The organism is Flavobacterium geliluteum (genome assembly GCF_017948595.1).
GTDB classification, from domain to species: Bacteria; Bacteroidota; Bacteroidia; order Flavobacteriales; family Flavobacteriaceae; genus Flavobacterium; species Flavobacterium flavipigmentatum.
On record NZ_JAGFBV010000027.1, the window covers coordinates 18,561 to 38,425 of the forward strand.

18 protein-coding genes and 1 riboswitch are annotated in these 19,865 nt (G+C 35.5%); of the genes, 16 read left to right on the top strand and 2 right to left on the bottom strand.

Features of this window, described 5'->3' with window-relative positions:
* Window positions 1-60: 60 nt before the first annotated feature.
* From J3495_RS15240 to J3495_RS15310, 15 genes are all read left to right on the top strand, one after another.
* Window positions 61-2,151: a HEPN domain-containing protein gene (locus J3495_RS15240; RefSeq protein ID WP_210667402.1), complete on the top strand. Its 2,091-nt coding sequence runs from the start codon at window positions 61-63 to the stop codon at window positions 2,149-2,151.
* Window positions 2,144-2,920, top strand: a complete 777-nt coding sequence (gene cobA / locus J3495_RS15245) for a uroporphyrinogen-III C-methyltransferase (RefSeq protein WP_210667403.1) — start codon at window positions 2,144-2,146, stop codon at window positions 2,918-2,920. The genes J3495_RS15240 and cobA overlap by 8 nt, the downstream gene beginning before the upstream one ends.
* 42 nt (window positions 2,921-2,962) lie before the next feature.
* Window positions 2,963-3,544, top strand: coding sequence for a precorrin-2 dehydrogenase/sirohydrochlorin ferrochelatase family protein (locus tag J3495_RS15250; protein WP_210667404.1), 582 nt, complete (start codon window positions 2,963-2,965; stop codon window positions 3,542-3,544).
* A 94-nt stretch (window positions 3,545-3,638) separates the two neighbouring features.
* A complete protein-coding gene (locus tag J3495_RS15255) occupies window positions 3,639-4,691 on the top strand; it encodes an NAD(P)/FAD-dependent oxidoreductase (protein ID WP_210667405.1) in 1,053 nt (350 codons plus the stop codon).
* 90 nt (window positions 4,692-4,781) lie between these two features.
* Window positions 4,782-5,003, top strand: a complete 222-nt coding sequence (locus J3495_RS15260) for a hypothetical protein (RefSeq protein WP_210667406.1) — start codon at window positions 4,782-4,784, stop codon at window positions 5,001-5,003.
* A gap of 12 nt (window positions 5,004-5,015) precedes the next feature.
* Window positions 5,016-5,294 (top strand): type II toxin-antitoxin system RelE/ParE family toxin, encoded by a 279-nt coding sequence (locus J3495_RS15265; RefSeq protein WP_210667440.1) that lies wholly within the window; start codon window positions 5,016-5,018, stop codon window positions 5,292-5,294.
* A gap of 107 nt (window positions 5,295-5,401) precedes the next feature.
* A riboswitch (SAM riboswitch) is annotated at window positions 5,402-5,515 on the top strand.
* 284 nt (window positions 5,516-5,799) lie between these two features.
* A complete protein-coding gene (locus J3495_RS15270) occupies window positions 5,800-6,804 on the top strand; it encodes a homocysteine S-methyltransferase family protein (RefSeq protein WP_210667407.1) in 1,005 nt (334 codons plus the stop codon).
* Between the two features lie 44 nt (window positions 6,805-6,848).
* Window positions 6,849-7,523: a hypothetical protein gene (locus J3495_RS15275; RefSeq protein ID WP_210667408.1), complete on the top strand. Its 675-nt coding sequence runs from the start codon at window positions 6,849-6,851 to the stop codon at window positions 7,521-7,523.
* A gap of 220 nt (window positions 7,524-7,743) precedes the next feature.
* Complete coding sequence (metH, locus tag J3495_RS15280; protein ID WP_210667409.1) at window positions 7,744-10,419, top strand: methionine synthase; 2,676 nt, start codon at window positions 7,744-7,746, stop codon at window positions 10,417-10,419.
* A gap of 81 nt (window positions 10,420-10,500) precedes the next feature.
* Window positions 10,501-11,457 (top strand): methylenetetrahydrofolate reductase [NAD(P)H], encoded by a 957-nt coding sequence (gene metF / locus J3495_RS15285; RefSeq protein ID WP_210667410.1) that lies wholly within the window; start codon window positions 10,501-10,503, stop codon window positions 11,455-11,457.
* Window positions 11,458-11,595: 138 nt separating this feature from the next.
* On the top strand, window positions 11,596-12,249 hold the full coding sequence (locus J3495_RS15290) for a class I SAM-dependent methyltransferase (RefSeq protein ID WP_210667411.1): 654 nt from the start codon (window positions 11,596-11,598) through the stop codon (window positions 12,247-12,249).
* A gap of 99 nt (window positions 12,250-12,348) precedes the next feature.
* Window positions 12,349-13,572 (top strand): dicarboxylate/amino acid:cation symporter, encoded by a 1,224-nt coding sequence (locus tag J3495_RS15295; protein WP_210667412.1) that lies wholly within the window; start codon window positions 12,349-12,351, stop codon window positions 13,570-13,572.
* Between the two features lie 82 nt (window positions 13,573-13,654).
* On the top strand, window positions 13,655-15,064 hold the full coding sequence (locus tag J3495_RS15300) for a pyridoxal phosphate-dependent decarboxylase family protein (protein WP_210667413.1): 1,410 nt from the start codon (window positions 13,655-13,657) through the stop codon (window positions 15,062-15,064).
* Between the two features lie 45 nt (window positions 15,065-15,109).
* Window positions 15,110-16,237 (top strand): helix-turn-helix domain-containing protein, encoded by a 1,128-nt coding sequence (locus J3495_RS15305; RefSeq protein ID WP_210667414.1) that lies wholly within the window; start codon window positions 15,110-15,112, stop codon window positions 16,235-16,237.
* Window positions 16,238-16,240: 3 nt separating this feature from the next.
* Window positions 16,241-17,086 carry a hypothetical protein gene (locus tag J3495_RS15310; protein WP_210667415.1) on the top strand — a complete coding sequence of 282 codons (846 nt, stop codon included), beginning with the start codon at window positions 16,241-16,243 and terminating at the stop codon, window positions 17,084-17,086.
* Between the two features lie 65 nt (window positions 17,087-17,151).
* Here the strand turns inward: J3495_RS15310 and gldA are convergent, their stop codons facing one another.
* Window positions 17,152-18,048 (bottom strand): gliding motility-associated ABC transporter ATP-binding subunit GldA, encoded by an 897-nt coding sequence (gldA, locus tag J3495_RS15315; protein ID WP_210667416.1) that lies wholly within the window; start codon window positions 18,046-18,048, stop codon window positions 17,152-17,154.
* A 144-nt stretch (window positions 18,049-18,192) separates the two neighbouring features.
* Here gldA and J3495_RS15320 point away from each other — a divergent pair, with 144 nt between their 5' ends.
* On the top strand, window positions 18,193-18,771 hold the full coding sequence (locus J3495_RS15320) for an outer membrane beta-barrel protein (RefSeq protein ID WP_210667417.1): 579 nt from the start codon (window positions 18,193-18,195) through the stop codon (window positions 18,769-18,771).
* 191 nt (window positions 18,772-18,962) lie between these two features.
* On the opposite strand, the gene J3495_RS15325 is transcribed toward J3495_RS15320, so the two are convergent.
* Window positions 18,963-19,829: a DMT family transporter gene (locus J3495_RS15325; protein WP_210667418.1), complete on the bottom strand. Its 867-nt coding sequence runs from the start codon at window positions 19,827-19,829 to the stop codon at window positions 18,963-18,965.
* Window positions 19,830-19,865: the final 36 nt, after the last annotated feature.

Consider the following 19,865-nt stretch of genomic DNA (forward strand, 5'->3'; position numbering starts at 1 on the left):
CAAAAAACACAAAGTTAAAAAAGCCTAGAGCGTAAAGCTTAAAGCCTAAAGCGTAAAAATATGGAAAGTTTTAGAACAGAAATAGAAAATCCGATTGTACAAAAGGAAATCATCGATTTAGAAAGAAAAATTGCGTTGTTTCGAGACGGAAAAATCGATGATGAGCGTTTTCGTAGTCTTCGTTTGGCACGTGGTGTTTACGGCCAGCGTCAGGAAGGCGTTCAGATGATTCGTATCAAGATTCCGTTTGGAAGAGTTACAAGCGAGCAATTGGTTCGTATTACAAAAGTTTCAGATGAATATTCTACAGGACGTTTGCATATTACAACGCGTCAGGATATCCAGATTCACTATGTAAGTTTGGATAGAACTCCTGAACTTTGGGCAGAATTGGCCAAAGACGATGTAACGCTTAGAGAAGCGTGCGGAAACACTGTTCGTAACATTACAGCAAGCGAATTGGCTGGTGTAGACGTTAACGAGCCCTTCGATGTTTCGCCTTACGCACATGCTTTGTTTCAATATTTGTTAAGGAATCCAATTTGTCAGGAAATGGGGCGTAAAGTCAAAATTTCGTTCTCATCCTCAGACGAAGATACCGCTTTGAGCTACTTGCACGATTTAGGATTTATTCCAAAAATTATAGACGGCAAAAGAGGTTTTAAAGTAATGTTGGGCGGAGGTTTAGGTTCGCAACCGAGCCATGCCGAATTGCTTTCAGATTTTATTCCGGTAAATCAGATTATCCCAACGGCAGAAGGCGTTCTAAGAATTTTTGACCGTTATGGAGAAAGAGCCAAAAGATTAAAAGCGCGAATGAAGTTTTTGATAAAAGATATTGGGCGCGATGCCTTTTTGCAATTGGTTGAAGACGAGAAAAAAGCCTTGGCAGTGCAATCTTACGAGATTGATACTACTGATTTTGATGGGCCTATAGCATCTCCATTATTAGAAGCTCCTCAAGTTATCATTGAAGATACAGCAGCATTTGAAGCATGGAAACGATCAAATGTTATTCAACAAAAGCAAGAAGGATATGTAGCGATCGGCATCAAAGTGGCTTTGGGTGATTTTTACACCGATAAAGCAAGAGCTTTGGCAGCATTAATTAAGAATTATGGTGCAAATGAATTGCGTTTTTCATTACGCCAAAATATTGTGCTTCGTCATATCAAAGAAGAAAATTTACCTTTCTTTTACCAAGAACTCGCCAAGTTAGATTTTGTAACTTTAGGATACAACTCAACTTCAGATATTACAGCATGTCCGGGTACTGATACTTGCAATTTGGGGATTGCAAGCAGTACTGGAATTGCTGTAGAACTAGAAAGGGTTTTGGCAACAGAATATCCAAAATATAATAACAATCGTGAAATCGAAATTAAAATTAGCGGTTGTATGAATGCTTGTGGGCAGCACAATATGTCTGCTATTGGTTTTCAGGGAATGTCTATCAATTCAGGAAAATTGGTGGCTCCCGCACTTCAGGTATTGTTAGGAGGAGGTGCTCTAGGAAACGGAAACGGAAGATTTTCTGATAAAGTAATAAAAATTCCGAGTCGTAGAGGTCCCGATGCATTGCGTTTTATTTTAAATGATTTTGAGTCAAACGCAAACGGAGCTTCATTTCTGGATTATTATGATACAAAAGGAGAGAAATATTTTTATGAAATTTTGAAACCTCTTGCAGATGTGACCAACCTTACAGAAGATGATTTTGTAGACTGGGGCAATGCAGACAATTATGTAAAAGCAGTAGGAATAGGAGAATGTGCTGGTGTTGTAATCGATTTGGTAGCTACATTATTATTAGAAGCCAAAGAAAAAATCACCCTTGCTCAGGAATCTTTTGAAGATAAAAAATGGGCAGATGCGATTTATCAGGCGTATGCAGGATTTGTAAACGGAGCAAAAGCTATTTTATTAGCAGAAAACCAAAAAACAAATCACCATGCGGGAATCGTAGATTTGTTTGATACTGTTTTTATCGAAAGTGGTAAAATTCAATTAAATTCTAGTTTTAAAGAGTTGGTGTATCAAATCAATAAAAATGAACCATCAGAAGAATTTGCTAAACAATATATCGCAGCAGCAGTTGTTTTCTTTGATAAAATTGAAACCTTTAGAGCCAAAGATTTAGCAGATGCTTAAGACAGTAAAACCCAAAGTAACTTTAGTGGGAGCAGGTCCCGGTGATCCAGATTTGCTGACATTAAAAGCGGTAAAAGCACTTGCTTTGGCCAATGTGGTTTTGTATGATGCTTTGGCAAACGAACAAATATTGGCATACGCTCCCAAAAAAGCGATCAAAATTTTTGTTGGAAAAAAAATAGGGAATCACGCTTACTCGCAAGACCAAATCAATCAGTTGATTGTTGATAATGCGTTAACGTACGGAAATGTAGTGCGTTTAAAAGGAGGTGACCCTTTTATTTTTGGGCGTGGAAGTGAAGAGATAGAATATGTAGAAAGTTTCGGAATTGAAACGGTTGTTATACCCGGAATTTCATCAGTAGTGGCGGTACCAGCGAGTCAGGGAATTTCGATTACAAAAAGAGGTGTTTCAGAAAGTTTTTGGGCCATTACAGGCACAACTTCTGATAGAAAATTATCTTCAGATGTTGCTTTGGCGGCACAATCATCTGCGACTGTTGTAATTTTGATGGGAATGCATAAATTACCTCAAATTATCGAATTATTTCAAAAAGAAAATAAAGGAAAATTACCTGTTGCGATCATTCAAAACGGAACGACCTCTGAAGAAAAAGTAGGCGTTGGAACAGTCAATTCGATTCTGGATATTGTAAAAGAGCAAAAACTGAGTTCACCTGCGATTATCGTTTTGGGAGAAGTAGTTCGCAAAAGCAATAAATTAAAAGGATTTTACGAAGAATTTCTATCAAAGGAAATTATTCGATAAAATAAAAATCATCTATTTTTGGTGAGATGAAAATAAATTAAAATGGAACAAAACGAATTATATCCTGTGTTTTTAAAACTGCACAATCTAAAGGTATTGATTGTCGGCGGTGGAAATGTAGGATTAGAAAAGCTTTCTTTTTTATTAAAGTCGAGTCCAAATGCCAATGTTGAGGTTGTGGCACCGCATTTTCATCTCGAAATTAAGGTTCTGGCAGAAAACCATCCGTCAGTTACCTTAACCGAAGCAAAATTCAAGAAAAAGATGCTCAAAAAGCGCCACATGGTTATCGCTTGTACGGATGATTTAAAAGTGAATAAAAGAGTATTCGATCTATGCCGAAAGCGCTATTTGATTTGTAATATTGCCGATACGCCAGATTTGTGTGATTATTACTTGGGCGGAATCGTAACCAAGGGAAATGTAAAAATCGCCATTTCGACCAACGGAAAATCACCAACAACCGCCAAAAGATTGCGAGAGTTTTTTGAAGAAGTGATTCCCGAAGATATTAATCAAATGGTAGGAAACCTTAATGAATACAGAAAAACATTAAAAGGTGACTTTGAGGATAAGGTAAAAAAGATGAATGAAATTACCGCTTCGCTTAAAAATAAAGAGTAAAAAACGAAAAGAAAAGGAATGATAAAAATCATAGAAATTAGAATAAATTATTCGTTTCTTTGTATTATTAAGAATGATTATAAACAACAACATAATGATTAAAACAGATATACTTATAATTGGAGCAGGACCAACTGGTTTATTTGCTGTATTCGAGGCAGGATTATTAAAATTAAAATGCCATATTTTAGATGCGTTGCCACAAGCAGGCGGGCAACTATCAGAATTATATCCTAAAAAACCTATTTATGATATTCCTGGATTTCCAGAAGTATTAGCAGGAGATTTAATAGACAATTTACAAGAGCAAATTAAACAGTTTGAGCCTGGTTATACTTTAGGAGAACGTGCTGAAACTATCGAAAAACAAGAAGACGGAAGTTTTATTGTTACGTCAAACAAAGGTACCAAATTTCATGCGCCAGTGATTGCTATTGCGGGAGGTTTAGGAAGTTTTGAACCACGTAAACCACTGATTGAAGATATTGAGTTTTATGAAAATAAAGGAGTAAAATATTTTATCAAAAATCCGGAGAAATTTAGAGACAAAAGAGTCGTGATTGCTGGTGGTGGAGATTCTGCATTAGACTGGAGTATTTTCCTGGCAAATGTAGCTTCAGAAGTAACTTTAATTCATCGTAGAAACGAATTTAGAGGTGCTTTAGACTCTGTAGAAAAAGTACAGGAATTAAAAACAGCGGGAAAAATCAAGCTCATTACTCCAGCAGAAGTAATCGGAATTGATGGTGCTGAACACGTTGAATCTTTAATAATTGAAGAAAACGGAGCTCAACGCAAGATCGAAACAGATTTCTTTATTCCGCTTTTCGGACTAACACCAAAATTAGGTCCAATTGGTGACTGGGGATTAGAGATTGAGAAAAATGCTATTAAGGTAAATAATGCCTTAGACTACCAAACCAATATTCCAGGAATCTTTGCTATTGGTGATGTTAATACGTATCCTGGAAAATTAAAATTAATTCTTTGCGGATTCCACGAAGCAACCTTAATGTGTCAGGCGGCTTATCAAATCATCAATCCGGGCAAAAAATATGTATTGAAATATACAACAGTTTCGGGTGTAGACGGTTTCGACGGAACTAGAAAAGAAGCACCAAAAGCGGTTGTGAAAGCGATTGTCTAAGTTGCTGAGATTTTTATATAAGGCTCAAACTTGTAATATAGTTTGGGCTTTTTTTATTCGTATCTTTGTAATATATAAATTTTAATTATCATGGATTTAGAAGCTAGAAAGTATCAGTTTATTCAACAATTGGTTAAGGTCGATGACGAGAGTGTTTTAGAAAAATTGGAACTGGTTTTGAAAGCTAATCAAGGAGATTGGTTTGATGAATTATCGGAATCGGAACAAATTGAAATTCAAATTGGATTAGATCAGGCTGAAAAAGGCGAATTTACAAGTAATGAAGATGTTATGAAAAGATTTTCAAAATGACATTAAAAATTCATTTGGACTTCACAAGCTGTAAAAGGTTTTAATAAGGTCATTGATTATTTAGAAGCGAAATGGACGACAAAAGAAATTTTAAACTTAGAAAATAAAATCCAACAGGTTATCAATCAAATTAATTTTAATCCGGAACAATTTCCAAAATCTAAAAAAAGCGAATCCTTATACAAAGCCATTGTAGATAAAAATAATTATCTAGTTTACAAGTTAAATAAAGAGTCTAAAATTGTTGAAATCATCAACTTTAGAGGAACAAAGCAAAGAACTAAACATTAGCTTTATTTAAACTCAGAATCTTAGCAGCTAATCCTCTTAGAACCTTAAAAAAAACTTGCAATTGTAAACGCTATGTCTTTACTTTGCACTGTTCTTAAAATTATTGAAAGTTATCACGAAAGGCGGAGGGAAAGACCCAATGAAACCTTAGCAACCCTTTATCATAAAGAAGGTGCTACATTCTACTTTATACTATTCTTAGTATCAAAGATAGATAACACAAATACATCAAGTATTTCTCAAAACTCTTCCTGACAACGTATACTATTTTTTACTGAATAAACTTCAGTATCAAGAGCGAATCATTGGCGCATTTTTGCTGTCATCGTTCCCGCTTTCGCCTATATCTCTCCATTTTATTGCGAGGATACCGGCTCAATCGGGGCTAATTAGCTTTCAATAGTGAATTTTTGGAATTAAAGTAAATCAAAAATCGGAAAATATAATTAAATAAAAACTTAGCATCTCAGAATCTCAGTGCCTTAGCAGCTAAAAGAAAAAAAATATGTCAATAACAATTCAGGAAGCAATAAAAAAAAACATCCTAATCCTAGATGGAGCAATGGGAACCATGTTGCAGCGCTATAATTTCTCAGAAGAAGACTTTAGAGGAGAGCGTTTCAAGGATTTCCCGCATCCGCTAAAAGGCAACAACGATTTATTGTCACTAACACAGCCAAAAGCCATTCGGGATGTTCACGCTGCTTATTACGAAGCAGGCGCAGACATCGTAGAAACAAACACTTTCTCAGGAACGACAATCGGTATGGCCGATTATTTTCTGGAAGATCTAGTTTACGAATTAAACTACGAATCGGCAAAAATTGCCCGGGAAGTAGCCGATGAATTTACAGCCAAAAACCCTGAAAAACCGCGTTTTGTAGCGGGATCCATCGGGCCAACCAACAGAACCGCAAGCATGTCGCCAGACGTAAACGATCCGGGTTACAGAGCCGTAACGTTTGATGATTTGCGCATTGCGTATAAACAACAAGTTGAGGCCTTAATGGATGGCGGTTGTGATTTGCTTTTGGTAGAAACTATTTTTGATACTTTAAATGCCAAAGCAGCACTTTTTGCGATCGAAGAAGTAAAAGACGACCGAAATATCGATATTCCGATCATGGTTTCAGGAACGATTACCGATGCATCGGGAAGAACACTTTCGGGTCAGACTGTAGAAGCCTTTTTGATTTCGGTATCACATATTCCGCTGTTGAGTGTAGGTTTCAATTGTGCTCTTGGAGCCGATTTGTTAAAGCCGTACCTAAAAACATTATCGCAACATACACAATTTAATGTTTCGGCACATCCAAATGCTGGTTTACCCAACGCATTTGGTCAATATGACGAAACACCTGAGCAAATGCAGGCATTTATCAAAGAATATTTAGACGATAATTTAATCAATATCATTGGAGGCTGTTGTGGTACAACTCCGGATCATATCAGGTTAATTGCTGAGGTTGCTAAGGATTATAAGCCTAGAGTAGCGCCGGTTTTTGTGTAATGACATTGATGTATTTTCATATTTCTAATTGTAAAAAATAAATTATGGATAATTTACCGGTTAATTCAAACAATAGCATGAGTGAGCAATTCACAAAAGAGTTATTGAATCCAAGTATTGATCTAGTAATTGATTATTCAGAAATTTATATTGATGATTTAATTCAGAACGAAGCAATAAATGAAGTTCCAATTATTAAAACTGTTGTTGGTGTTATTAAAACAGGCATTTCAATAAATAAATTTTTCTTTGCCAAGAAATTACTTTCTTTTATTAGAGAATTTAATACTGGACAAATTGACGAAGAGAAAAAAGTGAAATTTCAACAAAAGATATATGATGATCCGAAGTTCAGGAAGAAAGCAACGGAGCAGATTATGATTTGTCTTGATAGATTTAATGATATAAAAAAATCTTTGATTTTAGCGAATTTGTTAAAAGCTTATGTAGAGGAAAAGATTTCATTTGAGAAATTTGTATCTATTTCAATTTCAATGGAAAGATTACATCCATCTTCATACAGCTTTTTCATCTCTTTAGAAGAAGTAAATTACATAATAGGCCATGAATTTGAAGGGAATAGAGATTATGATTCCGAATCATTATTATTATCTAGTGGATTAGCTAAAGAAGGCCCTTCTGATTGGTGGAATGGTTTTACTCTAAAAGAAGAAGGTATTTTATTATATGAATTTGGGATAAAACCTTTAAGAGAATAAATTTGCGTGAGGGATAGAAGTGGTTAGCCCACAGCCTGACGAAGGAAGAGCGAGGACTAAGAACGAATAGCCCGGCCCTTGGGACACGCCCAAAATAAGATATTGAAAAGTAGGATGAGATTGCTTCGTTCCTCGCAAAGACAAGCAAGACGTTGAATAAAGATAAAGAATAAAAAAACTCAGAACCTAAGCAACTTAGGACCTTAGTAACGTAAAGAAAATGGCTGAAAAAAGAAGAGACCTTGTATTAGCAGGATTAGAACCGTTGATTATTACGCCCGAAAGTGTTTTTGTAAACATTGGGGAGCGCACGAATGTAACGGGTTCGAGAAAATTCCTGCGCTTAATCAAGGAAGAAAAATATGACGAGGCACTTGATATTGCAAGACAGCAGGTAGAAGGAGGAGCACAGATCATCGATATTAATATGGATGAAGGAATGCTGGATGGCGTTCAGGCGATGACAAAATTTTTGAATTTAATTGCATCAGAACCGGACATTTCGAGAGTGCCGATTATGATTGACAGTTCGAAGTGGGAAATCATCGAAGCGGGTCTGAAAGTAGTACAGGGAAAAAGCGTTGTTAACTCGATTTCGTTGAAAGAAGGCGAAGAAGCGTTTATTCACCACGCCAAATTAATCAAACGTTACGGAGCAGCGGCGATTATCATGGCTTTTGACGAAGTGGGTCAGGCTGATAATTTTGAGCGTAGAGTGGAGATTTGTCAGCGTTCGTATGATATTTTAGTTGATAAAGTTGGTTTTCCGCCGCAGGATATTATTTTCGATTTGAATATTTTTCCCGTCGCAACCGGAATGGAAGAACATCGTTTGAATGCTTTGGATTTTTTTAGAGGTACAAAATGGGTTCGTGAAAACCTGCCACATGCCCATATTAGTGGTGGTGTGAGTAATGTTTCGTTTTCTTTTAGAGGAAATGATACGGTTCGTGAAGCGATGCACTCGGTGTTTTTGTATCACGCAATTCAGAACGGAATGACGATGGGAATCGTAAATCCGGAAATGCTTTCTATTTATGATGATATTCCGAAAGATTTATTAGAGCACGTTGAAGATGTAATTCTAAACAGACGTGACGATGCAACAGAAAGACTTCTGGATTTTGCAGAAAACGTAAAAGGCGAAGTAAAGAGCGATGAAAAAGCGGTTCAGGAATGGCGTCTAGGAACGGTTCAGGAACGTATTACGCATTCGTTGGTAAAAGGAGTTGATGCTTTTATCGAAATTGATGTAGAAGAAGCACGCCTTGCGGCAACAAAACCCATTGAAGTGATCGAAATCAATTTGATGACGGGAATGAATGTCGTTGGAGATTTATTTGGAAGCGGAAAAATGTTTCTGCCTCAGGTAGTAAAATCGGCACGTGTGATGAAAAAAGCGGTGGCGTATTTGTTGCCATTTATTGAAGCTAGTAAACAGGCCGGTGATAAACAAGGGAATGGAAAAATATTGATGGCGACTGTAAAAGGCGACGTTCATGATATTGGTAAAAACATCGTTTCGGTAGTTTTGGCTTGTAACAATTATGAGATTGTAGATCTTGGCGTTATGGTGCCTCCCGAAAAAATTATTGCGGCAGCGATCGAGCACAATGTCGATATTATTGGTTTAAGCGGGCTAATTACGCCTTCGCTTGACGAAATGGTGTATCTGGCCAAAGAATTAGACAAACAAAATATTAAGATTCCGATTATGATTGGTGGAGCAACGACTTCGCGTGCACATACAGCCGTGAAAATCGCTCCGCAATACAGAGAAACTGTCATTCACGTAAATGATGCGTCGAGAGCTGTGACGGTTGCAGGAAATCTATTAGATCATAACCGAAAAATATATGCAAACGATATTCGTGCAGAATATGATGCATTTAGAGAGACGTTTTTAAACCGTTCTAGAGATAAAAACTTCCTCACGATTGAACAGGCTCGTAAAAACAAATTACAATTGGATTGGGATAATTTCACTCCAGTGAAACCAAACATAATTGGAGAACAGATAGTCGAAGTAGAATTGGACGATTTGGTTCCTTATATCGATTGGACACCGTTTTTTAGAACATGGGAATTGTTCGGGAAATATCCCGCAATTTTAACCGATGAGGTGGTGGGCGAACAGGCAACTGCTGTTTTTGCTGATGCGCAAGCGATGTTAAAAGTGATTTTGGAAGAGAAAAAATTATCTGCAAAAGGAATTTACGGCATTTTTCCAGCGAATCAAGTTGATGATGACGATATCGAATTGCGTGATGAAAACGGAAAAGTTTTGGAGAAATTCTTAACACTTCGTCAGCAATCACAAAAAACAAAAGGAGCACCTAATATTGCATTGGCCGATTTTATTGCTCCAAAAGACAGCGGAAAAACAGATTATATGGGCGCATTTTGCGTCACCACAGGTTTTGGTGTAGACGAATGGGCTGCCGAGTTTGAGGCCGCTCTAGATGATTATAATTCGATTATGGTAAAGGCATTAGCAGATCGTTTTGCTGAGGCTTTTGCCGAATATTTACACGAGAAAATCCGTAAAGAAATTTGGGGTTATGCTTCTGATGAAAATCTGAATGCAGAAGAAATGATTGCAGAAGAGTACAAAGGAATCCGCCCCGCACCTGGATATCCGGCTTGTCCCGATCATTTAGAAAAACCAACAATCTGGAAACTCTTAAATGTAGAAAAAGAAATAGGAGTAACACTAACAGAAAGTATGGCCATGTGGCCTGCTTCCTCTGTGTCAGGATATTATTTTGGAAATCCGGAAAGTAAATATTTCGGACTCGGAAAAATAAAAGAAGATCAGGTAATAGACTACGCCAAACGTCGTAATGTTTCAACTGAATATGCAAGCAAATGGTTAAATCCTAATATAGCAGACTAAAACATAGTCATAAAGTCAAAAGTCATAAAGTCTCAAAGGACATGACTTTTGACTTTCGACATTCAAACTTTAAGACTTACAATGAAAGTAACAGACCATATAGAAAACGCAAAAGGAAATACATTATTCTCATTTGAAATTATTCCGCCTCAAAAGGGGAAAAGTATTCAGGAATTGTATGATAATATCGATCCGTTGATGGAGTTTCAACCCCCGTTTATTGATGTAACCACTTCTCGTGAAGAGTATATTTATATTGATAAAGGCAACGGACTTTTAGACAAAAAACTCACTCGAATGCGTCCGGGAACACTCGGAATTTGTGCTTCTATAAAACACAAATACAATGTAGATACCGTACCGCACGTACTTTGCGGAGGTTTTACCAAAGAAGAAACCGAATATCTTTTGGTAGATTGTAATTACCTAGGAATTGATAATATCATGGCTTTGCGTGGCGATGCTATGAAAGACGAACAATATTTTATTCCGAAAGCAGGAGGAAACAATTATGCGATTGATCTCGTAAAACAAATCAGTTTGCTGAATCAAGGAAAGTACCTTCATGAAGTGATGGATATTGATAACAAGGCCGATTTTTGTATCGGAGTTGCAGGTTACCCAGAGAAACATTTAGAGTCACCTTCGTTGCAGTCAGACTTAAAAAGACTAAAAGAAAAAGTAGATGCCGGAGCTGATTATGTCGTAACACAAATGTTTTTCGACAACTCAAAATATTTCAAATTTGTAGAAAAAGCAAGAGAAATGGGTATTACAATTCCGATTATTCCGGGGATAAAACCAATTGCAGTACAGAGGCATTTACAGGTTTTGCCACAAATTTTCCGTATCGATTTGCCAGAAGATTTGATCCAGGCTGTCGATAAATGCAAGGACAACGCTCAAATAAAACAAGTCGGAATCGAATGGGCGATTCAACAATCATTAGAATTAAAAGCCGCCGGAGTTCCTGTTTTACATTATTATTCTATGGGGAAGTCTGAAAATATCCGACAAATTGCAAGTCAGGTTTTTTAAGCCCACTGGGTCTTTGCGAGGAACGAACCAATCTCATACAGCATGTCTTTAACGGTTATGCTAGTGTGGTTGCTTCGTTCCTCGCAATGACCAAAACAGCTTGGAATTTGGATTTTTTTAACTGGAATTAAAAATTTTATGAAAAACGAAGAATTACAAGCCATAGCATCTCAATTAAAACATCCGACAGGGGAAAAAGGAATAGAAATGGCCAATATGATGCATGAGACTAACATCAATATGACCCTTCATTCGATTCAAAACCTGAATTTGGCAAAGGGAAATAAAGTCCTGGAATTAGGGCACGGAAATGCACTACATGTATCACATTTATTCCAACAAACAGATGATCTCACCTATTACGGACTCGAAATCTCTGATCTGATGTTTTATGAAGCTCAGCAAATCAACAACCATTTTGTAACCAATAAAAAAGCTTCATTTTTTCTTTATGACGGAAATCACATTCCGTTTCAGGATGCTTTTTTCGATAAAATATTTACGGTAAATACGCTTTACTTTTGGAAAGAACCTGAAAAATTCTTATTCGAAATTTACAAGGTTCTGAAAGAAAAAGGAGTCTTCTGCTTAACATTTGCAGAAGAAAGTTTTATGAAACAACTTCCTTTTACAAGATATGAGTTTGAGCTCTACAGTACTGAAAAAGCTCAGGAATTAATTCAAAAAACTCCTTTCAAAGTAATAAAAAAAGAGATTTCGACAGAAAAAATAAAAAATAAAACAGGCGAGTTAGTCGAAAGGGCTTTTACTACTTTGGTTTTAGAAAAGTAGCAAAATTCCAACGATACAGTTTTTAATACTGTTTTTTTGAGTAATTTAATTGATTTTTATTTCGTGTGTATCATTCTAAACGCTAAATACTTTTAAACTATGGAAGTCAAAAAAATCAATTTTCTACAAAATTACAGTAGTATTCTCTTGCTTCTGGGAGGTATCATTCTGGGTAGTATCCTCGGTTTAGTTTTCGGAGAAAAAGTAGGCGTCATAAAACCGTTAGGGGACATATTTCTAAATTTGCTTTTTACGGCTATTATTCCCCTTATTTTCTTTACGATTGCGTCTTCGATTGCCAATTTAGAGAAAACAGAAAAATTAGGGAAGCTTTTTTTGATTATGATCGCTGTCTTTTTAGGAACGCTTCTAATTTCGGCCATTGTAATGATTTTGGCAGTATATATTTTTCCCATTCATCAAAGTATAATTATTTCTAAAGTTCCTCTCGAAAATATTGCCTCAGGAAGCATAGGAGACCAAATAGCGCAGTTGGTTACAGTAAACGATTTTTTCGAATTATTGTCTCGAAAAAGCATGTTGGCACTTATTATCTTTTCGTTTTTAATTGGTTTTGCAAGTCTGCAATCTGGAGAAAAAGGAAGTTCTTTTAGAAGCTTCCTGGATTCTGGAAACGAAGTCATGAAACAATTATTAACCATGATTATGAAATTGGCTCCAATAGGTTTGGGCGCTTATTTTGCTTATCAGGTCGGGGTTTTTGGACCACAATTATTTGGTGCTTATGCTAAACCATTGGGCGTTTATTATGGAGCTTGTATTTTTTATTTCTTTGTGTTTTTTAGCCTCTACGCTTTTCTTGCAGGAGGAAAGAAAGCTTTTATAGTGTTTTGGAGCAATAATATTACACCTTCGCTAACGGCAGTTGGTACTTGCAGTAGCATTGCCACTATTCCGGCCAATCTTGAAGCGGCAGAAAAAATGAAGATACCCAATCATGTCAGAAATTTGGTCATTCCGCTGGGAGGCCCTTTGCACAAAGATGGTTCAAGTATGTCTTCAATCTTAAAAATCACCGTTCTTTTTGCCATGTTTGGAAAAGATTTTACGGAGCCAAGTACGATTCTTTTGGCGTTGGGCATTACGGTAATTGTTTCTATTGTAGAAGGCGGAATTCCGAATGGGGGATACATCGGAGAAATTTTGGCCATTACGGTATACGGTTTGCCTATGGAGCAGGCTTTGCCGGTAGCCATGATTCTGGGTACTCTTGTAGACCCTGTTGCAACGTTATTAAACGCAAATGGAGACCTAATTTGTTCGATGATGGTGGCAAGATTTTCCGAAAAAACCAAATGGTAGCTTTGGTATTTTTCTATTCTAAAAAAGATCAAATCGGTACAAAATCTAAATCAATAGCAAGAATCCAATTAACAAAAGTAAAATGAATGCAATAGTACAGCAAGACCTAAATACGTTCGAAAATATTTTAGAAAAAACAAAACAACAAGGAATTGATTTTTTAAATAATATCGAAAATATTCCCACCTCCAACACAGTATCAATTGATCCTAATCGTGCGTTAAACGAGCTGGGTTTGGGATCCTTGGAGGCTTTAAAGGAATTTAATGAAAGATTGGCGCCTTTAATAGTCTCCTCATCTGGGCCACGATATTGGGGGTTTGTAACTGGCGGATCAACTCCGGCCTCGATAGTGGGAGATTGGCTTGCAGCTGTTTACGACCAAAATACGCAATCGATAAAAGCACAAGGTGGCGCTTCGGCTTTAATAGAATTTGAAACCATCAATTTATTATTGCAATTATTAGATTTGCCAAATTCGTTTTTAGGCGGATTTGTAACTGGTGCAACCATGTCTAATTTTACTTGTTTGGGCGTGGCAAGACAATGGTTTGGAAAGCAACTTGGGAAAGATTTTGCTAAAAACGGAATATCTGAAACAATAAATATACTAACGGCAACACCACATTCCTCTTCTGTAAAAACATTATCCATGTTAGGAATTGGAAGTCAAAATTATACCACAGTCAAAACAATTAAAGGAAATCGTGAAGCTATTGATATCGCCGATTTAGAAAAAACTATTGCTGCTTTAAACGGACAACCTTTCTTGTTGATTTCAAGTGCAGGGACTGTAAACACTGCAGATTTTGATGATTTTGAAGCCATTGCAAATCTAAGACAAAAACATACTTTCTGGTGGCATATTGATGCTGCTTTTGGAGGTTTTGCAGCAGTTTCGGATAAATTTAAGCATCTTGTAAAAGGATGGGAAGAAGCAGATAGTATTACAGTAGATTGCCATAAATGGCTGAATGTGCCGTATGATAGCGCTTTCTATTTGATTAAAAAAGAGCATGCAGATCTGCAGATAGAGACGTTTCAGAATTCGAATGCGCCTTATTTAGGGAATCCGTTAGAAAATTTCAATTATTTAAATGTATTGCCAGAAAACTCGAGACGTCTGAGAGCTTTGCCTGTCTGGTTTTCTTTATTAGCTTATGGAAAAGAGGGTTTTAAAGATGTTGTAGAAAACAGTGTTGCATTGGCTTTGCATTTTGGGAATGCATTAATTGAAGAAGATGTTTTTGAGCTTTTGGCACCCATTCGCCTCAATAATGTCTGTTTTACATTGAAAGGAGATCATAATGAGGAAAAAGTTACGGAGTTTTTAAGCCGTTTAAATGATAGAGGAAAAGTTTTTATGACTCCGACTTTCTATAATGGACGAAAAGGAATTAGAGCCTCTTTTGTAAATTGGCGAACAAAAGAGAATGATATTGCAATTGCGATCGAAGAAATGAAAGCAGTACTTGTTGATCTGAAAATGTAATTCGGCTGTAGATAGTTTCTTAAAAAATAAAAAATATCTTTTTATATGATGAATTTTCCAATCATAATGGGTATTACTTCGGGAGCTTCATTTTTACTAGGCTTTTTGCTTCTTTCCAATTCGAGAAAAGTTAACCTGATTGCAAATCGATATTTAGGCTTATTTGCCCTTGTACTCGGGTTTGCTATGATCGAAATCCCTTTGTTTTATCAAAAAATATACTTAGAATATCCTAATCTTTTCGAGATGATCGGCCTTGTCAGATTTTTGACGGCTCCATTTTTATACATTAGTATTTTGTATTTTACATCATTTAATAAAAAATTCGAAAAGAAAAATTTATGGCATTTTTTACCTTTTCTGCTTTTCTTGATTTTTAGATTTCCTTTTTTTATTACAGGAAAAAACTTTGAGTTTAGTTACGAAACGGGTAGGGTCGTATTTTTTATTCTAAAAGTATCATTGCCGCTTCAGACTATAGTTTATTGGTGTTTGTCGTTTAGAAGATTACAAAAACACCTGACAAACGTGCGTGAAATTTCATCATCTGCCCAAGAAATCGATCTCTCTTGGTTGAAATACTTTTTATTGGTTTTGTTATTTATTTTATTGGGATGGCTAAATCTTTTGTTTTTTAATTTGAACGGTTTAATAAAATTTACGCCATTGGTGTATTTAGTTAGCGTGTTTTTTCTAGCGTATTTTTCTTTGCAGCAAAAAGAAATTTTTGACTTTAGTAAAAGCGAATTAAATGACTTGTCAGCAATCAAAGAGAATAAAAAAGAAGCTCCGAAAAGAGTTTCTGAAATCAGGTTGAATGAGCTGGATCAAAAGTTGTATTTTAGTATCAATTCTGAAAAAGTATATTTGAATAACGATTTGAGCCTGCCAATATTAGCAGCCAAAATTGGCGCAAGTTGCAATGAAACTTCTTTTGTTATCAACGAATTATATCATGATAATTTTTATAATTTTATAAATAGATATCGAATTGAAGAAGCCAAAAAGCTCTTGTTATCAGAAGCATACAGTCAGTTAAATATTTTAGGAATTGCTTACGAAGCGGGATTTAATTCTAAAACTACTTTTAATACGACTTTCAAAAAACATACAGGTCTTTCTCCGACAGAATTTGTGAAACTAAATAAAATTAAAACCGAAAAAGAGCCTTAAAATATGTTCGAATGCATACATCAGAACGATCCTTATTTAATTAATATTCAATTTTGTTCGACTATTAATTTAAATAAAAACACGATGTTAGAACAATCCGTTTTACAAGTTCCAAATTCAATTGGAAAAAAAATTAGCGTATCATTAATTTTTTGCTTAGAAGTTTCGGCCTTATTATTACTACTGGGCAACGGCGGAAATATCAAATGGATGCCGCCTATATTGGTTTTTTCCTTAATTGGTGTTTCGCTAGTAAGTGCACTATTTTTTCCGTTTGTGTGGCATTATTTAGATCGAAAACAAAAAATTGATTCTGCAAAAGTTTATGGATTTCTTTATAGCGCAATTCGCTATTGTATTGCATTCAACATGGCTGCTTTTGGGTGGAAAAAATTTTATGGACTTCAATTTATTGTGCCTACAGGAATCTCCAATATGCCAATGAATCAGCAGTCGGGCGAATGGCTAACTTGGTTTTATTTTGGATATTCGCATGGTTTTGGAATCATAATCGCAGTAATGCAAATTGTTGGAGGATATTTGTTATTGTCCAGAAAAACATTAATTATCGGCGCATTAATACTGTTTTCTTTACTTCTGAATTTAACTTTGATTAATATTTTTTATCAAATGAACGCTGGAGCTCTGATGCAGTCGATACTTTTATTAATTGGAGTTACATTTTTAATAATTCTGGAGCATAAAAAATGGATCGAATTTTTTCTAAAAACCAAAAGCAGTTTACCAACGCTCAGTAGTAAAAGCCCTATTGTAAAAAATGTGTTGAGGTCTTCTGCGGTAATCCTGTCATTATTATTTACAATGTACTTGAAGTCATTGATGAAATAAAAAAAGGAGCTCGTTTAACAATTATAAACGAGCTCTTTTTTGATCTAAAAAATCAGGGCGAAAAATTATTTTGTAATTTCTCTAAATACAGCTTCGAGATTTTTGTTCTTCTGATTCAGCTGAAGCGTTTTTAAGCCATTTTCGTTGGCAAAATCAAAGATGGCCGGACGCATATCTTTGTCAGCTATAAAAGTCAGCTCCCAAGTCATATCATGGGTGTTTTTGTATGAAGTTAAGTTTTCGAGTTTAGCGATTACCTGTTCTTCTATTTTATAGTCAAATTCTACTTCGATTACTTGCTCAGCATCAGCAGAAATTAATTTATCGAGTTTTTTATCGGCTACAATTTGTCCTTTGTCAATAATAATGACACGGTCGCAAATAGCTTCTACTTCTTGCATAATGTGCGTAGAAAGAAAAACGGTTTTGTCTTTCCCTACATTCTTGATCACATTTCGAATTTCCATCAATTGATTGGGATCCAGACCTGTAGTGGGCTCATCCAAAATCAAAACATCTGGATTGTGCAGTAATGCGTTGGCAAGTCCCACGCGCTGACGATATCCTTTTGATAACTGACTTATTTTTTTATGACTTTCAGGTGACAGGCCTGTCAGTTGTATGACTTCTTCAATTCGTGATGTGGCAACTTTATAAAAATCGGCATTAAAAGCCAAATACTCACGAACATACAGATCCAAATACAACGGATTATGCTCTGGCAAATACCCTATAGAAAGCTGAACCGCTTTTGCATTTGTCATGACATCGTGACCATTTACAAGCGCTGAGCCTCCATCTGCAAGTAAATAAGTAGTCAAAATTTTCATCAATGTCGATTTTCCTGCACCATTTGGACCAAGAAATCCGACGATTTCTCCTTTCTGAATAGAAAACGAAATTTCATTTAAGGCTTTTTGAGTTCCGTAACTTTTTGATATGTTGTTTACTTCTATCGACATGACTTTTTATTTGCTACAAAAGTAAACAGAAATACGCTGGATTGCTAAAATTTGTTTTTTAAAGAATTTATAAAAATTTAAATTTTAACATTAGTCACGGCATTGTTGTTGCTAAGAGAATATAAAATTTAAAAAATAATACAAATGAAAAAAATGTTAGTTGTTCTTGCATTGGCTATGTTCAGCTTTGCAAATGCTCAAAAAGGGTCAGTTTTAGTAATGGGTAGTATTGGTTATACTTCAGACACTAGAACGCTTGGTAACAATGAAGTTAAAAACAATGAATTTGAGTTTTCTCCTAAAGTGGGTTACCAATTTCATCAAAACTGGACTGTAGGAGGTGAAGCTTCTTTTGGTTCTTCAAAAACAAAACAAGGAACAAACGAGGAAAGATTCAATACTACTAAACTGGGTGCTTTCTTACGTTACACCATGCCTTTGAACCAAACTTTTGCTTTCTATGCTGAATTAGGAGCTGGTTTCCAGAGCGAAAAGGATAAAACCTATACAGGTCCAATTACTACTACTGCCAAAGGTGATGGTTTATATGTTGGAATAACACCGGCTCTTTTTATCGATATGAAAAAAGGTTTTGGTCTAAACTTCAACATTGGTGGTCTAGGTTACAATACTATTAACTATGATAACAATGGTCCAGAATTTAAAAGTTTTGATTTTAATTTTGGAAAAGCATTTAACATTGGAGTTTCTAAAAATTTCTAATCTAGAATATAGTTCAATTTCAAAAAGCACTCCAATTGGGGTGCTTTTTTTGTTTATGAAATATTTATTTTTATCCAAACACAATTTGATGATGGACGAAATTTAAATATTTATTGTTTGCAGCATGCTTTCATAGAATTCTTTGGCTTTGTCAAAAACTGATTCTTATATACATTATACAAAAATAGTAACTATTTTTTAGCCGATAGATAGACACCAACAAGGACAATTAAAGCCCCTAAAAACTGTATTTGCGTTAGCATTTCGTTATCTAATAATCCCCAAAAAAAGGCAACGATAGGAATTAAATAAGTTACGGAGGTCGCAAAAACAGGAGAGGACATTTGTATTAGTTTAAAGAATAAAATATTTGCAATTCCGGTTCCGATTACACCCAAAATCAATACAAATAAAATAGAAGTTTGAGTCGCTTCCAGATGCATTCTTTGTGTAATATCGGTAGTGGACAAAATAATTAAAGAAGGCAAAAGTAAAACGGCAAAATTTCCAGTGGTAATACTTAGCGAACTTAAATCGGATAGATGTTTTTTGATTAAATTGACATTTATGGCATAACAGATAGTAGCAATTACGACTAATATGGTGTAATAATAATTTTGATTAGGATGATTTTCGGCACCGTTAAAAACGAGTATAAGACAGCCGATCAATCCAACAAAAACGCCCAAAAACTGTCTCTTTTGAAATTGAATTCCAAAAAGAATAGCACCTAAAACTAATGTATTTAAAGGTGTGAGTGCATTAAGAATCGCAACTATAGAACTGTCAACTTGTGTTTCGGCGATAGCAAAAAAATAAGCAGGGACAAATGTGCCGAAAAGAGAGGTTAACGCAATGAATTTCCATTTATGAGCTGGGATTTTTTTTAAACTTTTAAATCCAATAATTAAAAGGAACAAAGCAGCAAAAATAATTCTAAACGAACCCACTTGGATGGCAGTCAAGCCTACTAAACCTCTTTTGATTAATATAAAAGAACTCCCCCAGATTAGAGAAAGAATCAGTAAATAAACCCATTTAAGTTGTTTTGCTTCCATCACTATTATTTTGATGCAAATTTGTAATAATTTTAT

Excerpts from the sequence above, each read along its gene's own strand:
- J3495_RS15240 (WP_210667402.1), top strand. The coding sequence starts at position 61 with ATGGAAAGTTTTAGAACAGAAATAGAAAATCCGATTGTACAAAAGGAA.
- cobA (WP_210667403.1), top strand. The coding sequence starts at position 2,144 with ATGCTTAAGACAGTAAAACCCAAAGTAACTTTAGTGGGAGCAGGTCCC.
- J3495_RS15250 (WP_210667404.1), top strand. The coding sequence starts at position 2,963 with ATGGAACAAAACGAATTATATCCTGTGTTTTTAAAACTGCACAATCTA.
- J3495_RS15255 (WP_210667405.1), top strand. The coding sequence starts at position 3,639 with ATGATTAAAACAGATATACTTATAATTGGAGCAGGACCAACTGGTTTA.
- J3495_RS15260 (WP_210667406.1), top strand. The coding sequence starts at position 4,782 with ATGGATTTAGAAGCTAGAAAGTATCAGTTTATTCAACAATTGGTTAAG.
- J3495_RS15270 (WP_210667407.1), top strand. The coding sequence starts at position 5,800 with ATGTCAATAACAATTCAGGAAGCAATAAAAAAAAACATCCTAATCCTA.
- J3495_RS15275 (WP_210667408.1), top strand. The coding sequence starts at position 6,849 with ATGGATAATTTACCGGTTAATTCAAACAATAGCATGAGTGAGCAATTC.
- metH (WP_210667409.1), top strand. The coding sequence starts at position 7,744 with ATGGCTGAAAAAAGAAGAGACCTTGTATTAGCAGGATTAGAACCGTTG.
- metF (WP_210667410.1), top strand. The coding sequence starts at position 10,501 with ATGAAAGTAACAGACCATATAGAAAACGCAAAAGGAAATACATTATTC.
- J3495_RS15290 (WP_210667411.1), top strand. The coding sequence starts at position 11,596 with ATGAAAAACGAAGAATTACAAGCCATAGCATCTCAATTAAAACATCCG.
- J3495_RS15295 (WP_210667412.1), top strand. The coding sequence starts at position 12,349 with ATGGAAGTCAAAAAAATCAATTTTCTACAAAATTACAGTAGTATTCTC.
- J3495_RS15300 (WP_210667413.1), top strand. The coding sequence starts at position 13,655 with ATGAATGCAATAGTACAGCAAGACCTAAATACGTTCGAAAATATTTTA.
- J3495_RS15305 (WP_210667414.1), top strand. The coding sequence starts at position 15,110 with ATGATGAATTTTCCAATCATAATGGGTATTACTTCGGGAGCTTCATTT.
- J3495_RS15310 (WP_210667415.1), top strand. The coding sequence starts at position 16,241 with ATGTTCGAATGCATACATCAGAACGATCCTTATTTAATTAATATTCAA.
- gldA (WP_210667416.1), bottom strand. The coding sequence starts at position 18,048 with ATGTCGATAGAAGTAAACAACATATCAAAAAGTTACGGAACTCAAAAA.
- J3495_RS15320 (WP_210667417.1), top strand. The coding sequence starts at position 18,193 with ATGAAAAAAATGTTAGTTGTTCTTGCATTGGCTATGTTCAGCTTTGCA.
- J3495_RS15325 (WP_210667418.1), bottom strand. The coding sequence starts at position 19,829 with ATGGAAGCAAAACAACTTAAATGGGTTTATTTACTGATTCTTTCTCTA.